This window comes from Kitasatospora sp. NPDC057015, assembly GCF_042673745.1.
GTDB lineage: Bacteria > Actinomycetota > Actinomycetes > Streptomycetales > Streptomycetaceae > Kitasatospora.
Genome location: NZ_JBHUSG010000005.1, coordinates 45366 through 59099, shown reverse-complemented (window position 1 = coordinate 59099; position 13734 = coordinate 45366). Strand labels below are relative to the sequence as shown.

Here is a 13734-nt window from a genome sequence, read left to right as displayed (position 1 = left end):
CCCACCTCCGTCAGACCTCTTCGACGCTGCTCGGCTCGCGCCGGGACAGGTCAATGCCGAGCTCCTCGGCGGCGCGGAAGACGTCCTCGTCGGAGTCCCGCATCTCGATGGACGAGCCGTCCGAGGACAGCACCTCCACGTTGAGGCAGAGCGACTGCATTTCCTTGATGAGGACCTTGAAGGACTCGGGAATGCCGGGCTCGGGGATGTTCTCGCCCTTGACGATGGCCTCGTAGACCTTCACGCGGCCGAGGACGTCGTCGGACTTGATGGTGAGGAGCTCCTGCAGCGCGTAGGCCGCGCCGTACGCCTCGAGGGCCCACACCTCCATCTCACCGAAGCGCTGACCACCGAACTGCGCCTTACCACCGAGCGGCTGCTGGGTGATCATCGAGTACGGGCCGGTCGAACGCGCGTGGAGCTTGTCGTCGACCAGGTGGTGCAGCTTGAGGATGTACATGTAGCCGACCGAGACCGGCATCGGGAACGGCTCGCCGGAGCGGCCGTCGAACAGCCGGGCCTTGCCGGTGGAGTTCACCAGGCGCTCACCGTCACGGGTGAGGGTGGTGTTGTCCAGCAGGCCGGTGATCTCGTCCTCGCGGGCGCCGTCGAAGACCGGGGTGGCGAGGTTGGTGCCACCCGTGACCGTGTCGGCGCCGATCGCCTGCAGGCGCTGGGCCCACTCGTCGGCGAGGCCGGAGACGTCCCAGCCCTGCTTGGCGAGCCACCCGAGGTGGATCTCCAGGACCTGTCCCGGGTTCATTCGGGACGGGACGCCCAGCGGGTTGAGGATGATGTCGACCGGGGTGCCGTCGGCGAGGAACGGCATGTCCTCGACCGGCAGGATCTTGGAGATGACACCCTTGTTGCCGTGACGGCCGGCCAGCTTGTCACCGTTGGTGATCTTGCGCTTCTGGGCCACGTAGACCCGGACCAGCTGGTTGACGCCCGGGGGCAGCTCGTCGCCCTCTTCGCGGTCGAAGACGCGGACGCCGATGACCTTGCCGGACTCGCCGTGCGGCACCTTCAGCGAGGTGTCGCGGACCTCACGGGCCTTCTCGCCGAAGATCGCGCGGAGCAGGCGCTCCTCCGGGGTCAGCTCGGTCTCACCCTTGGGCGTGACCTTGCCGACCAGGATGTCGCCGGTGACGACGTCCGCGCCGATGCGGATGATGCCGCGCTCGTCGAGGTCGGCGAGGACCTCCTCGGAGACGTTCGGGATGTCCCGGGTGATCTCCTCGGGGCCCAGCTTGGTGTCACGGGCGTCGACCTCGTGCTCCTCGATGTGGATCGAGGAGAGGACGTCGTCCTGCACGAGGCGCTGCGACAGGATGATCGCGTCCTCGTAGTTGTGACCCTCCCAGGACATGAACGCCACGAGCAGGTTCTTGCCCAGCGCCATCTCACCCTGGTCGGTGCACGGGCCGTCGGCCAGCACCTGGTTGACCTCGACCCGGGCGCCCTCGTCCACGAGCACCTTCTGGTTGAAGGAGGTGCCCTGGTTGGAGCGGGTGAACTTGGCGGCGCGGTACGTGGTGTACGTGCCGTCGTCGTTGGCCACGGTGACGTAGTCGGCCGAGACCTCCTGGACGACACCCGCCTTCTCGGCCGTGATGACGTCGGCGGCGTCGACCGCGCAGCGGTACTCCATGCCGGTGCCGACCACGGGTGCCTCGCTCTTCAGCAGCGGCACCGCCTGGCGCATCATGTTGGAGCCCATGAGCGCACGGTTGGCGTCGTCGTGCTCCAGGAACGGGATCATGGCGGTCGCGACCGACACCATCTGGCGCGGCGAGACGTCCATGTAGTCGATCTCGGTGCCCGGGATGTAGTCGATCTCGCCGCCGCGGCGGCGGACCAGGACACGCGGCTCGGCGAAGTGCAGGTCCGCCGTCAGCGGGGCGTTGGCCTGCGCGATGACGAAGCGGTCCTCCTCGTCGGCGGTCAGGTAGTCGACCTGCTCGGTGACGACACCCTCGACGACCTTGCGGTACGGGGTCTCGATGAAACCGAACGCGTTGACCCGGCCGTAGGAGGCGAGCGAGCCGATCAGACCGATGTTCGGGCCTTCGGGGGTCTCGATCGGACACATGCGGCCGTAGTGCGACGGGTGGACGTCACGGACCTCGAAGCCGGCGCGCTCACGGGACAGACCACCGGGGCCCAGCGCGGACAGACGGCGCTTGTGGGTCAGGCCCGACAGCGGGTTCGTCTGGTCCATGAACTGGGACAGCTGGCTGGTGCCGAAGAACTCCTTGATGGAGGCGACGACCGGCCGGATGTTGATCAGGGTCTGCGGCGTGATCGCCTCGACGTCCTGGGTGGTCATGCGCTCGCGCACGACGCGCTCCATACGGGCGAGACCCGTACGGACCTGGTTCTGGATCAGCTCGCCGACGTTGCGCAGGCGGCGGTTGCCGAAGTGGTCGATGTCGTCGACCTCGACCACGATGTCGCGGCCCTCGGTGTCACGCCACTCGGTCTCGCCCGCGTGCAGCTTCACCAGGTACTTGATCGCACCGATGATGTCGGGCTCGGTGAGCACGCCGGAGTCCAGCGACTCGGCGTTGCCCAGCTTGCGGTTGACCTTGTAACGGCCGACCTTCGCGAGGTCGTAGCGCTTCGGGTTGAAGTACAGGTTCTCCAGAAGCGTCTGCGCGGCCTCGCGCGTCGGCGGCTCGCCCGGACGCAGCTTGCGGTAGATGTCCAGCAGCGCGTCGTCCTGGCCCTGGGTGTGGTCCTTCTCCAGGGTGGCGCGCATCGACTCGTACTCGCCGAACTCCTCGAGAATCATCTCGTTGGTCCAGCCGAGGGCCTTGAGCAGCACGGTGACCGACTGCTTGCGCTTGCGGTCGATGCGGACACCGACCATGTCGCGCTTGTCGATCTCCATCTCCAGCCAGGCACCACGCGAGGGGATGACCTTGCAGGAGTAGATGTCCTTGTCGGACACCTTGTCCAGGGTGGAGTCGAAGTACACGCCCGGGGAGCGGACCAGCTGCGAGACCACGACACGCTCGGTGCCGTTGATCACGAACGTGCCCTTGTGGGTCATGAGCGGGAAGTCGCCCATGAAGACCGTCTGAGACTTGATCTCACCGGTCTCGTTGTTGGTGAACTCGGCGGTGACGAAGAGCGGGGCCGCGAACGTGAAGTCGCGGTCCTTGCACTCGTCGATGGAGTTCTTCGGCGGCTCGAAACGGTGGTCGCGGAAGGTCAGCGACATCGACCCGCTGAAGTCCTCGATCGGGGAGATCTCTTCGAAGATCTCCTCCAGACCGGACTTCGTGGGGACGTCCTGACCACTCTCCAGGGCCGCCTCGACGCGAGACTTCCAGGCCGCATTGCCGAGGAGCCAGTCAAAGCTCTCGGTCTGCAGGGCCAGGAGGTTCGGGACCTCGAGGGGCTCCTTGATCTTCGCGAAGGAAACGCGGAGCGGGGCGGTGGAATTAGCGTTGTTCGAGGCGTTGCGCGGCGCGGCCAAGAGGGGGGTCCTTCCGAGGGCTCGGAGCTCACTGCGCGCGTACCGGCCGGCCTCGACGGGCTTGGTCCCACCCCCGGCGCCGTGGGTCTCAGCCGGAGTGGAAACCCCAGGTCAGAGCCGCTTCGCGGAGGCGGTGCCAGGCCCCTTCAGGGCAGCGCACACTCCGGGCGACGAGTCACGGAGCAGCTAACAGGCAGCGCAAAGGGACAGTGTAGCCAATAGGCACACTGCTGTCCAGCTCTGATTCGGAGACCGAATCGGAGACTCCTCCCTGTCGCCACCCGGGCGGCTCCGGAGCCCCTCCCGGGGCCGGGCCGCAGGGTGGTCCCTGCCCTCACGAACTGCCGCCGGCCCGCGCACTGCGGGCCACCGCGCCTCACATGGAGTCACTTCCCGCTGGGACCGCCGAATATGCATCCGGGGCCTCGCCAACCGTCGGCGCACTCCACGTTCACGGCGCGCGCCTTGAGAATCGCGCGCCACGTTCGGTTCGTCAAGGCCCACACCGCAGTGCGGACCTCGTCCTACCTATCGCCCGAGACCCCTCCGGCGTTACAGAACCCGTGGTGAGGGCTGTTCCGGGCGACAGCGATCACCCTACCCGCCCGGACCGGCAGTGCCGAGGGGCCGATCGGCCCGCGCCGCCGCGGAGCCCGGCCGCGGCCCGCCCGGCGCCGCGCGGGGCCCGGCCGCGACTCGGACGGGCGTACGCAAAAAGGCCGGGCCGACCACCCGCAGGGGTGATCGGCCCGGCCTCGGAGCCCCGTCCCCCTCAGAGGGGGCGCGGGGGCACCTTCCGACCCTCAGGGTCGGAGGGAAGTCACTTGACGGTGACCTTGGCGCCGGCGGCCTCGAGCTGGGCCTTGGCCTTCTCGGCAGCGTCCTTGGCGACCTTCTCCAGGACCGGCTTCGGGGTGCCGTCAACGAGGTCCTTGGCCTCCTTCAGGCCGAGGGAGGTCAGGGCGCGCACCTCCTTGATGACCTGGATCTTCTTGTCGCCGGCCGACTCGAGGATGACGTCGAACTCGTCCTGCTCCTCGACGGCCTCGACGGCGGCGGGGCCACCGACGGCGGCAACGGCGACCGGGGCGGCAGCCTTGACGTCGAACTTCTCCTCGAACGCCTTGACGAACTCGGAGAGCTCGATCAGGGTCAGGGTCTCGAACTGCTCGAGCAGCTCGTCCTGGGACAGCTTCGCCATGATGGCGTCCTTCCACTCAATCGGCAGGTGCCGGATGTACGGGATGGCGGGCGTACGGGCCCGCTGCGGCCGGAGGTACCGGACGCTGAGTGCCTCACGCGTGAGCGTGAATTACTCGGCAGCCTCGGTGGTGTCCTCGGCCTCGGCGGGAGCCGGCGTACCGGCACCGCCCTGCTCGACCTTCGCGCGCAGTGCCTCGGCAGTGCGGGCGAACTCGACCAGCGGAGCCTGGAAGGTGGCCGCGGCCTTCGCCATGGACGCCTTCAGACCGCCGGCCAGCTTGGCGAGCAGCACCTCGCGGGACTCGAGGTCCGCGAGCTTCTTGATCTCATCGGCGGACAGCGCCTTGCCGTCAAGGACACCGCCCTTGATGATGAGAGCGGGGTTTTCCTTGGCGAAGTCACGCAGAGCCTTCGCCGACTCCACCGGGTCACCGGTGACGAAGGCGACAGCCGTCGGACCCGCGAACAGGTCGTCGAGCTCCGTGATCCCGGCCTCATTGGCAGCGATCTTGGTCAGCGTGTTCTTCACCACGGCGTACTGGGCGTTCTCACCCAGCGAGCGACGCAGGTTCTTCACCTGCTTCACCGTCAGACCGCGGTACTCGGTCAGCACGGCCGCGTTCGAGGCACGGAACTTGTCCGTGATCTCGGCGACGGCAGCGGCCTTGTCGGGCCTTGCCATAGGCTTACGCCTCCTTCCGTGATGTCGAAGTCGGGCCGACCTGCGAAAGTCGACCATCTGCGCCTCGGACACACCGGTCTGGTCAGAAGGAGACACCCTGCAAAACAGTGAGAGCCCCGGTGCGCAGGCGCACGGGGCTCAGTAAGACCTCGACGGCCGAACGGCGAACCGAACGAACCGGAAGTCCAAGCTCCAAACACTCCTGCGCGGGCTGTCTGCGGAAAATCGCAGATCCTTCGGTCACCCCGCACCCTCACGGGCACACGGCAACAACCAGCGGTCTTTGGCTTGCACCAAGGTAGCCCGGATCCCCCCGGAACGACAAATCCGTGCGCACCGCCCGGCGCGGCCGGCCCGGACGGACCGTGCGCCGCCGCCCGGGCGGGCGCGTACCCGAGCCGGTCAGCGGGCGAGCGGCGGAACGCTGCGGGTGCCGGTGTCGGAGGTGTCGGCCTCGGCCGGCGCCTGCACCGACAGGGCGCCGCCGAAGTCGGAGTACAGCACCGTGTCGTCGGCGCCGCCCTCCGTGCCGGTGCCGGTCCGGCGCAGCTCGACGAGCTGGTCCTTGTCGTTCAGCCACAGGTCGAGGGTGAGCACGGTGGAGCCGCCCGGGGCCAGCGCCGTCCGCAGCCCGGCCCGCCGGGCCTCGCTCAGCTGGGTCTGGGCCGCCGCGTAGCGCTCCGCCGTGGTGGTCACCTGGTAGTGCTGGACGGTGCTGTCGTCGAGCTTCTCCTCGCCGACCAGCCTCGGGTCGCCCACCGCCGTCGCGGCGGCCAGCGCCGCGACCGGGCTGAGCAGGTCGACCAGCCCCGCGTACGGAACCTCCCGGTGGCCGTCCGCGCCGGTGGCGCCGGTGAACTTCTCCCAGTGCCGGCCGCCGAGGCGGGCCGCGGTGGCCTCGTCCCCGCCCTGGTAGGCGGTGGTGTCCATGACGATCAGCTGCTCGGCCGCGCCCGGCGTGGAGCGCTTGATCTGCAGGGCGGTCTTCGGCTGCCAGAACAGCAGGCCCGAGGCGCTGTCGGCGCCCAGCCGGTAGGTGATCTTCGCCCGCCGCGCGGTCTGCATGGCCAGCTGGGCGGAGAGCAACACCCCGTGCGGCGAGCGGTCGGTCGGCTTGTCGGCGTCGCTCGGCGAGGCGCTGGCACTGCTCGGCGGGTCCGAGGCCGCGGGGCCGGGCGGCTGCGCGGGGCCGCCGCCGCAGCCGGCCAACACGCTCGCGAGCAGCACGACGGCCACTCCGGCCGTCATCCGCCGCCGAGCCCCCATCGCCGCCTCCTCCTGGTCCGCCGTCCGGCCGTCGCCCGGGCCGCTCACCCGGGTCCGCCCCGGCCGCCGGGTCAGCCGCCGGTCACACCGACCGCCCCCGCCCGGGGCCCCGGACGGATCCTCCCGGCCGGCCCCGCACGTCTCCCCCTGCCAGCCCACCATGTCACGCCCCCGACCGCCGCGCGGCGGCGGCCCGTCCCTCCCGGCCCCGAGCGACCTGACGCCGCGAGGGCGGGCCCGGGCCGGGGGGCTATCCCGCCCGCACTCCGCCCGGCGCCCCGGCCGGGCCGGGGGCCCGGACCTCGAAGGCGACCCCCGGGTCGGACACCTCGACGGTGGTCGTCTCCGTCCCCGCCCGGCCGGAGGCGCTCTCCCGCAGCCTGAGCAGCCGGTCCCCCTCGCCGATCCAGACGTCGTAGTCGAGGGCCTCCACCCCCTGGGCCCGGTAGTGCGCCAGGACGACCGCCAGCCGCTCCGGGTCGAGGTTCTGGTCGGCGCCGAAGAGCGCCTCGACCGGTGCGCTGCCCCGGTAGTGCGTGGCCACCGCGGCGCCCTCGGTCACCGGGCCGTCCTCGGTGACCCGGCCGGCCAGGGCCACCAGGCGCAGCCGGCCGCCCGGGTTGGAGACCAGGGCGGTGAGCCAGCCGCCCGCGTAGCCGCCGGCCCCGGCGCCGCCGGGCTCCAGCGACTCCACCTCGGCGCGGTCGGCCCGCGCCCACGCGCCGCCGGCCGCCGGGTCCGCCGCCGGGTCCCGGCTGAGGTAGCAGACGCTGTCCACCATCAGGAGCCGGCCGGCGCCCCGGGGGTCGGTCAGCCGCAGGTCGGCCGTGTCCGCCGCACCCCAGGAGACCGTGCCGTCGGCCCCGCCCCGCCCGGCCGGACCCTCCCGGTCGGCGTGCAGGCGCGCGCTGCCCGCGTCGTCCAGGTGCTGGGCCGCGCTGAGCAGCACCTGACGGGCCGGTCGGGAGGCGGTGGTCGCCGGCGCCACCGATCCGGGCCTGGCCTGCGGGGCGGGGTCGGCGCGGACGTCCAGCGTGGCCACCGCCGCGCCGAAGACCACCAGCGTGGCCACCACCCCGAGGGCCACTATTCGATCGGACGGCACGGCACTCTCCCCGGAGGACGGACGCGGGCACGGGTCAGCCGAGCGTAATCCGGCCGGCGGCGCGGTCGGCCGCCGGGGGCGTCTCGATCCGGGAACACCTGTGCCCACCCGTGCCGGCGGGAACGCCGAAGGGCCCGCACCCCCCTGGGGGTACGGGCCCTTCGTACGAACTGAGCTGCGCCCAGGACGCGGCTACGGTCGGAGCACGGGTGCTCAGACGGCGGCCGGGTCCTCCTCGACGAGGAGGTTGCGGGTGCGGTTCGGGTCCACCTGGATGCCGGGGCCCATGGTGGTGCTGACCGCGGTCTTCTTGATGTAGCGGCCCTTGGCGGCGGACGGCTTGGCCCGGAGGACCTCGTCCAGCGCGGCGCCGTAGTTCTCGACCAGCTGCTCGTCGGTGAAGGAGGCCTTACCGATGATGAAGTGCAGGTTCGAGTGCTTGTCGACGCGGAACTCGATCTTGCCGCCCTTGATGTCGTTGACAGCCTTGGCGACATCGGGGGTGACGGTGCCGGTCTTCGGGTTCGGCATCAGACCACGCGGGCCGAGCACGCGGCCGAGGCGGCCGACCTTGCCCATGAGGTCCGGGGTGGCGACGACGGCGTCGAAGTCCAGACGGCCCTTGGCGACCTCGTCGATGAGCTCGTCCGAGCCCACGATGTCGGCGCCCGCAGCACGCGCGGCCTCGGCACGCTCGCCGGTCGCGAAGACCAGGACCCGAGCGGTCTTACCGGTGCCGTGCGGGAGGATCACGGTGCTGCGGACCATCTGGTCGGCCTTGCGCGGGTCGACGCCCAGACGCATGGCGACCTCGACGGTCGAGTCGAACTTGGTGGTCGACGTCTCGCGGGCGAGGCGGATGGCCTCGAGGGGTGCGTAGAGACGGTCGCGGTCAACCTTGGCGGCCGCGGCCGTCAGAGCCTTGCTGCGCTTCACTGCTGCTCCTGAATAGATAGCGGAGTTGTGGTGTGTCGGGCCGCGCAGGCCCTACCACAGGGACGAGAGGGGCTGATCAGCCCTCGACCGTGACGCCCATCGACCGGGCGGTGCCGGCGATGATCTTCGCGGCGGCGTCCAGGTCGTTGGCGTTCAGGTCGGGGAGCTTCACGGTGGCGATCTCGCGGACCTGGGCGCCGGTGAGCTTGGCGACCTTGGTCTTGTGCGGCTCGGCCGAGCCCTTCTCGATGCCGGCGGCCTTCAGGATGAGGCGCGCGGCCGGCGGGGTCTTCGTGATGAAGGTGAAGGAGCGGTCGTCGTAGACCGTGATCTCCACCGGCACGATCATGCCGCGCTGCGACTCGGTCGCGGCGTTGTAGGCCTTGCAGAACTCCATGATGTTCACGCCGTGCTGGCCCAGCGCGGGGCCGACCGGCGGAGCCGGGTTGGCCGCACCGGCCTTGATCTGGAGCTTGATGAGCCCCGTGATCTTCTTCTTCTTGGGAGGCATGTCTCTCCGGGTCCTTCTGAGAGGGGATGGTCGGCGTGTGCGGCAACCGGGGCGACACCCGGAGGGCACCACACACATCGGACCAGGCTAACGCGGATGCGTCGCTGGACCAAAACGATAAAGGGGGCGGGCCGAAGGCCCGCCCCCCGCACCGAAACCGTCGGCTAGTTCTTCTGGATCTGGTCGAACGACAGCTCGACCGGGGTCTCCCGGCCGAAGATCTCGACCAGGCCCTTGACCTTCTTGGAGTCCGGGTTGATCTCGTTGATCGTCGCCTGCAGGGTGGCGAACGGACCGTCGGTGACGGTGACCGAGTCGCCGACCTCGAAGTCGAGCACCTGGACCTCGACCGGCTTGCCGGGAACCGGCCGGCCGGCCTCCTTGGCCGCCTGGCGCTCCACGTCGGGAGCGAGCATCTTGACGACCTCGTCCAGGGTCAGCGGGTACGGGTCGTAGGCGTTGCCCACGAAGCCGGTGACGCCGGGGGTGTTGCGCACGACGCCCCAGGACTCCGGGGTGAGGTCCATCCGGACCAGGACGTAGCCGGGGAGCTTGTTCTGGCGGATGGTCTTGCGGTCGCCGTTCTTGATCTGGACGACCTCCTCCTGCGGCACCTCGGACTGGAAGATGTAGTCCTCGACGTTCAGGGAGACGGAGCGCTGCTCCAGGTTCTGCTTCACGCGGTTCTCGTAACCCGCGTAGGTGTGGATCACGTACCACTCGCCGGGGGCGGTGCGGAGCTTCTCGCGGAACTCGGCGACCGGGTCGACCTCGACCTCGGGCTCCTCCTCGGCGGCGTCCTCGGCGGTCGCGTCCTCGTCGGCCTCGACCTCGCCGGTCGCGTCGTCCTCGTCGGTGTCGGCCTCGTCGGTGTCCTCGTGCAGCGCGGCGACCTCGGCGGGCACGTCGGCCTCGGCCTCGTCGTACGCCTCGGCCTCGTCCTCGTCGCTGTCCACGGCGTCCACGATCTGCTCGGCGGACTCGGAGTCGGCGGCACTGTCAGCCAGCGCAGCCGCGTCCAGCTCGGCGGCGACATCCGCCTCGCGGACGGTCTCGTCGGCGTCGTACAGGGGGGACTCAGACACGGTGGCTGCTTCTTTCCTGGAGATGGTGAAGATGGCGCGCTCCGGGCCGCTCCGGCGCCGCGCTGCTCTCGCGGGCGCCCAGGACAAACGACTCAGAGACTTCAACAGTACCGAGTCAACGGTAGCGGGCTCGTACGATCGGCGCCGACAGCTCGACCCGGACCAATGAATCGGCCCGGGTCGGAGTGCTTGTTCGAGGTGCTATGGGTCAGCTCGGTCAGCCGAAGATCCACAGGCTGAGCTTGGCGAAGCCGAAGTCGAGGGAGGCCACCAGGCCCATGATCACGACAACGAAGACGACCACGACGGTGGTGTAGTTGATCAGGTCGCTGCGGCTCGGCCAGACGACCTTGCGCAGTTCCGCGATGATCTGCCGGTAGAACAGCGCCAGCCGGGCGAACACGCCCTTCTTGGCCCGCTTGCCGGACTTCTTCTCGCCATCGGCGCCCGAGCGCTTGGCGCGCTTGCGGTCGCGGCGCGAGAGCGCCTTGTCCTCGCCGTCGACAGGCGTGGTCCCGTCAGCGCCTTCGGCACCCTCGGGGTTGCCGCTCTCAGGCGTTGCGGTGGAGCCCGTGGTCTCCGTCACTCGTCCTCACCTGAATCCGGGTCCTGCCGAGTGTCGCGCGCACCAGGAGCACGAGCGATCCGGCGAAAGCAGTGCTGAATGAGGCCCTCTCCGCATCAAGCCCGCTCGCTCTGCAAGAGCGAACGGGCTCGGTACGGATCAAGCAGCAGGGCAAGAGGGACTTGAACCCCCAACCGCCGGTTTTGGAGACCGGTGCTCTACCAATTGAGCTATTGCCCTACGACGCCTCGCGGCGCCTGCAGTGTCCCCCAACCTACCGCATCCGGGGCCGCTGTATACACAGGCGGTGGATGCTGCACTTCGGGAGCCATCGAGCAGTGAGTGTACGTGTTCCGGGGCGATTGGTCGAACCTCTCACCGGCGGCGTCCCGGGGACACGCCGGACCGTCACCGGTCCGGCCCCCGCCGGGGCCGGTCACATGGTGGACGCGCGCGTACGGATGGTGAAACCGCCATGCCCCGTCAGCGCCCGTTCTGCGACCATGCAGGCATGAGCGCTTCCACCCCGCAGCCCGACAGTTCCGTCCGTCCCGCCGACCGCCGGGTGTCCGCCCGGATCGGCGCGATCGCCGAGTCCGCCACCCTCGCGGTGGACGCCAAGGCCAAGGCCCTCAAGGCGGCCGGCCGGCCGGTCATCGGTTTCGGCGCCGGCGAGCCCGACTTCCCCACCCCGGACTACATCGTCGAAGCGGCCGTCGAGGCCTGCCGCGACCCGAGGAACCACCGCTACACCCCCGCCGGCGGCCTGCCCGAGCTCAAGGCCGCCATCGCCGCCAAGACGCTGCGGGACTCCGGCTACGAGGTGGACGCCTCGCAGGTGCTGGTGACCAACGGCGGCAAGCAGGCCATCTACGAGGCCTTCGCCGCCATCCTCGACCCGGGTGACGAGGTCATCGTCCCGGCGCCGTACTGGACCACCTACCCCGAGTCGATCCAGCTCGCGGGCGGCGTCCCGGTCGAGGTCGTGGCCGACGAGACCACCGGCTACAAGGTCTCGGTGGAGCAGCTGGAGGCCGCGCGCACCGAGAACACCAAGGTGCTGCTCTTCGTCTCGCCCTCCAACCCGACCGGCGCGGTGTACACCCGCGCCGAGGTCGAGGCGGTCGGCCGCTGGGCGCTGGAGCACGGCCTGTGGGTCCTCACCGACGAGATCTACGAGCACCTGGTCTACGGCGACGCCGAGTTCGTCTCGCTGCCGGCCCTGCTGCCCGAGCTGGCCGACAAGACCGTCGTGGTCAACGGCGTGGCGAAGACCTACGCCATGACCGGCTGGCGGGTGGGCTGGGTGATCGGCCCCAAGGACGTCATCAAGGCCGCGACCAACCTCCAGTCGCACGCCACCTCGAACGTCTCCAACGTGGCGCAGCGCGCCGCGATCGCGGCCGTCTCCGGCGACCTCTCCGCCGTGCACGAGATGCGCGTCGCCTTCGACCGCCGCCGCCAGACCATCGTGCGGCTGCTCAACGAGATCGACGGCGTCGTCTGCCCCGAGCCCGAGGGCGCCTTCTACGCCTACCCGTCGGTCAAGGGCCTGCTGGGCAAGGAGATCCGCGGCAAGCGCCCGCAGACCTCCGCCGAGCTGGCGGGCCTGATCCTGGACGAGGCCGAGGTCGCGGTCGTCCCCGGCGAGGCCTTCGGCACCCCGGGCTACCTGCGGCTGTCCTACGCGCTCGGCGACGCCGACCTCGCGGAGGGCGTCGGCCGCCTGCAGAAGCTGCTCGGCGAGGCCCGCGACTGACCTCCCGGCCCGGCCGGCGCCCGGCCGGCCCGAACCGCCCCCTTCACCCCTTCGAGGGATGTGACGGGGGCGGTTCCCGTCCACGGCCCGGATACGGCAGTATCGGCGAATGGAACGCCTGCCTGTACCCCGCGACGTGAGGGACCTGCCGAAGGCCCATCTCCACCTGCACTTCACCGGCTCGATGCGCCCGGCCACCCTTCTGGAGCTCGCCGACAAGCACGGGCTGCGCCTGCCCGAGGCGCTGAGCTCCGGCGAGCCGCCGCAGCTGCGCGCCACCGACGAACGCGGCTGGTTCCGCTTCCAGCGGCTGTACGACACCGCCCGCTCCGTCCTGCGCGACGAGGAGGACATCCGGCGGCTGGTGCTGGAGACCGCCGAGGACGAGCGGCGGGACGGCTCGCGCTGGCTGGAGATCCAGGTCGACCCGACCTCCTACGCCCCGCTGCTCGGCGGGCTGATCCCGGCCCTGGAGCTGATCCTCGACGCCGTGCGGCACGCCTCCGAGGCCACCGGGGTGGGCATCCGGGTGCTGGTCGCGGCCAACCGGATGAAGTCCCCGATGGACGCCCGGACGCTGGCCCGGCTCGCCGTCCGGTACGCCGACCAGGGCGTGGTCGGCTTCGGCCTCTCCAACGACGAACGGCGCGGCCTCGCCCGCGACTTCGACCGGGCCTTCGCCATCGCCCGCGGCGGCGGCCTGCTGGCCGCCCCGCACGGCGGGGAACTCGCCGGCCCCGAGTCCGTCCGGGACTGCCTGGACGACCTGGGCGCCGGGCGGATCGGTCACGGCGTCCGGGCCGCGGAGGACCCGCGGCTGATGCAGCGGCTGGCCGACCGCCAGGTCACCTGCGAGGTCTGCCCCTCCTCGAACGTCTCGCTCGGCGTCTACGAGCGACCCGAGGACGTCCCGCTGCGCAGGCTCTTCGACAACGGCGTCCCGCTCGCGCTCGGCGCGGACGACCCGCTGCTGTTCGGCTCGCGGCTCGCGGCTCAGTACGAGCTGGCCCGGGACGTGCTGGAGTTCAACGACGCCGAATTGGCCGAGCTCGCCCGGCAGTCGGTACGGGGCTCGCGCGCGCCGGAGGACGTCCGCAAGGTGCTGCTCGCGGACATCGACGGCTGGCTGGCCGGCTGA

Annotated in this window: 11 protein-coding genes and 1 tRNA gene; 2 read left to right on the top strand and 10 right to left on the bottom strand. The window is 70.5% G+C overall.

The genetic code is table 11. The features are described 5' to 3' along the window. Positions 1 to 10 precede the first annotated feature (10 nt). The 10 genes from rpoB to ACFTWP_RS06520 all read right to left on the bottom strand — a co-directional run bounded on the left by rpoB (position 11) and on the right by ACFTWP_RS06520 (position 11077). A complete protein-coding gene (gene rpoB / locus ACFTWP_RS06565) occupies positions 11 to 3484 on the bottom strand; it encodes a DNA-directed RNA polymerase subunit beta (RefSeq protein ID WP_380263145.1) in 3474 nt (1157 codons plus the stop codon). Positions 3485 to 4304: 820 nt separating this feature from the next. Beyond that, on the bottom strand, positions 4305 to 4685 hold the full coding sequence (rplL, locus tag ACFTWP_RS06560) for a 50S ribosomal protein L7/L12 (RefSeq protein ID WP_380263144.1): 381 nt from the start codon (positions 4683 to 4685) through the stop codon (positions 4305 to 4307). 111 nt (positions 4686 to 4796) lie between these two features. After that, positions 4797 to 5369 (bottom strand): 50S ribosomal protein L10, encoded by a 573-nt coding sequence (gene rplJ / locus ACFTWP_RS06555; protein WP_380263143.1) that lies wholly within the window; start codon positions 5367 to 5369, stop codon positions 4797 to 4799. Positions 5370 to 5771: 402 nt separating this feature from the next. Continuing rightward, positions 5772 to 6635: a hypothetical protein gene (locus ACFTWP_RS06550; protein WP_380263142.1), complete on the bottom strand. Its 864-nt coding sequence runs from the start codon at positions 6633 to 6635 to the stop codon at positions 5772 to 5774. A 250-nt stretch (positions 6636 to 6885) separates the two neighbouring features. After that, a complete protein-coding gene (locus ACFTWP_RS06545; protein ID WP_380263141.1) occupies positions 6886 to 7740 on the bottom strand; it encodes a hypothetical protein in 855 nt (284 codons plus the stop codon). 213 nt (positions 7741 to 7953) lie between these two features. Continuing rightward, a complete protein-coding gene (gene rplA / locus ACFTWP_RS06540) occupies positions 7954 to 8676 on the bottom strand; it encodes a 50S ribosomal protein L1 (RefSeq protein WP_380263140.1) in 723 nt (240 codons plus the stop codon). 76 nt (positions 8677 to 8752) lie between these two features. Next, positions 8753 to 9187: a 50S ribosomal protein L11 gene (gene rplK, locus ACFTWP_RS06535; RefSeq protein ID WP_073924351.1), complete on the bottom strand. Its 435-nt coding sequence runs from the start codon at positions 9185 to 9187 to the stop codon at positions 8753 to 8755. Between the two features lie 164 nt (positions 9188 to 9351). Beyond that, positions 9352 to 10272 (bottom strand): transcription termination/antitermination protein NusG, encoded by a 921-nt coding sequence (gene nusG, locus ACFTWP_RS06530; RefSeq protein ID WP_380263139.1) that lies wholly within the window; start codon positions 10270 to 10272, stop codon positions 9352 to 9354. Positions 10273 to 10489: 217 nt separating this feature from the next. After that, the gene (gene secE, locus ACFTWP_RS06525) at positions 10490 to 10858 is read right to left on the bottom strand and encodes a preprotein translocase subunit SecE (RefSeq protein WP_380263138.1); all 369 of its coding nucleotides are present in this window, start codon (positions 10856 to 10858) and stop codon (positions 10490 to 10492) included. A 146-nt stretch (positions 10859 to 11004) separates the two neighbouring features. After that, positions 11005 to 11077: transfer RNA gene (locus tag ACFTWP_RS06520), tRNA-Trp, on the bottom strand. A gap of 271 nt (positions 11078 to 11348) precedes the next feature. On the opposite strand from ACFTWP_RS06520, the gene ACFTWP_RS06515 reads away from it, so the two are divergent. Then, entirely contained in the window at positions 11349 to 12596 is a 1248-nt protein-coding gene (locus ACFTWP_RS06515; RefSeq protein ID WP_380263137.1) for a pyridoxal phosphate-dependent aminotransferase, read from the top strand. 109 nt (positions 12597 to 12705) lie between these two features. Continuing rightward, positions 12706 to 13734: an adenosine deaminase gene (locus ACFTWP_RS06510; RefSeq protein ID WP_380263136.1), complete on the top strand. Its 1029-nt coding sequence runs from the start codon at positions 12706 to 12708 to the stop codon at positions 13732 to 13734.

What these genes read in the sequence shown, in the direction of transcription:
- rplK (WP_073924351.1), bottom strand. Translation starts at nt 9,187, where the DNA reads ATGCCTCCCAAGAAGAAGAAGATCACGGGGCTCATCAAGCTCCAGATC.
- ACFTWP_RS06550 (WP_380263142.1), bottom strand. Translation starts at nt 6,635, where the DNA reads ATGGGGGCTCGGCGGCGGATGACGGCCGGAGTGGCCGTCGTGCTGCTC.
- rplJ (WP_380263143.1), bottom strand. Translation starts at nt 5,369, where the DNA reads ATGGCAAGGCCCGACAAGGCCGCTGCCGTCGCCGAGATCACGGACAAG.
- rplL (WP_380263144.1), bottom strand. Translation starts at nt 4,685, where the DNA reads ATGGCGAAGCTGTCCCAGGACGAGCTGCTCGAGCAGTTCGAGACCCTG.
- ACFTWP_RS06510 (WP_380263136.1), top strand. Translation starts at nt 12,706, where the DNA reads ATGGAACGCCTGCCTGTACCCCGCGACGTGAGGGACCTGCCGAAGGCC.
- ACFTWP_RS06515 (WP_380263137.1), top strand. Translation starts at nt 11,349, where the DNA reads ATGAGCGCTTCCACCCCGCAGCCCGACAGTTCCGTCCGTCCCGCCGAC.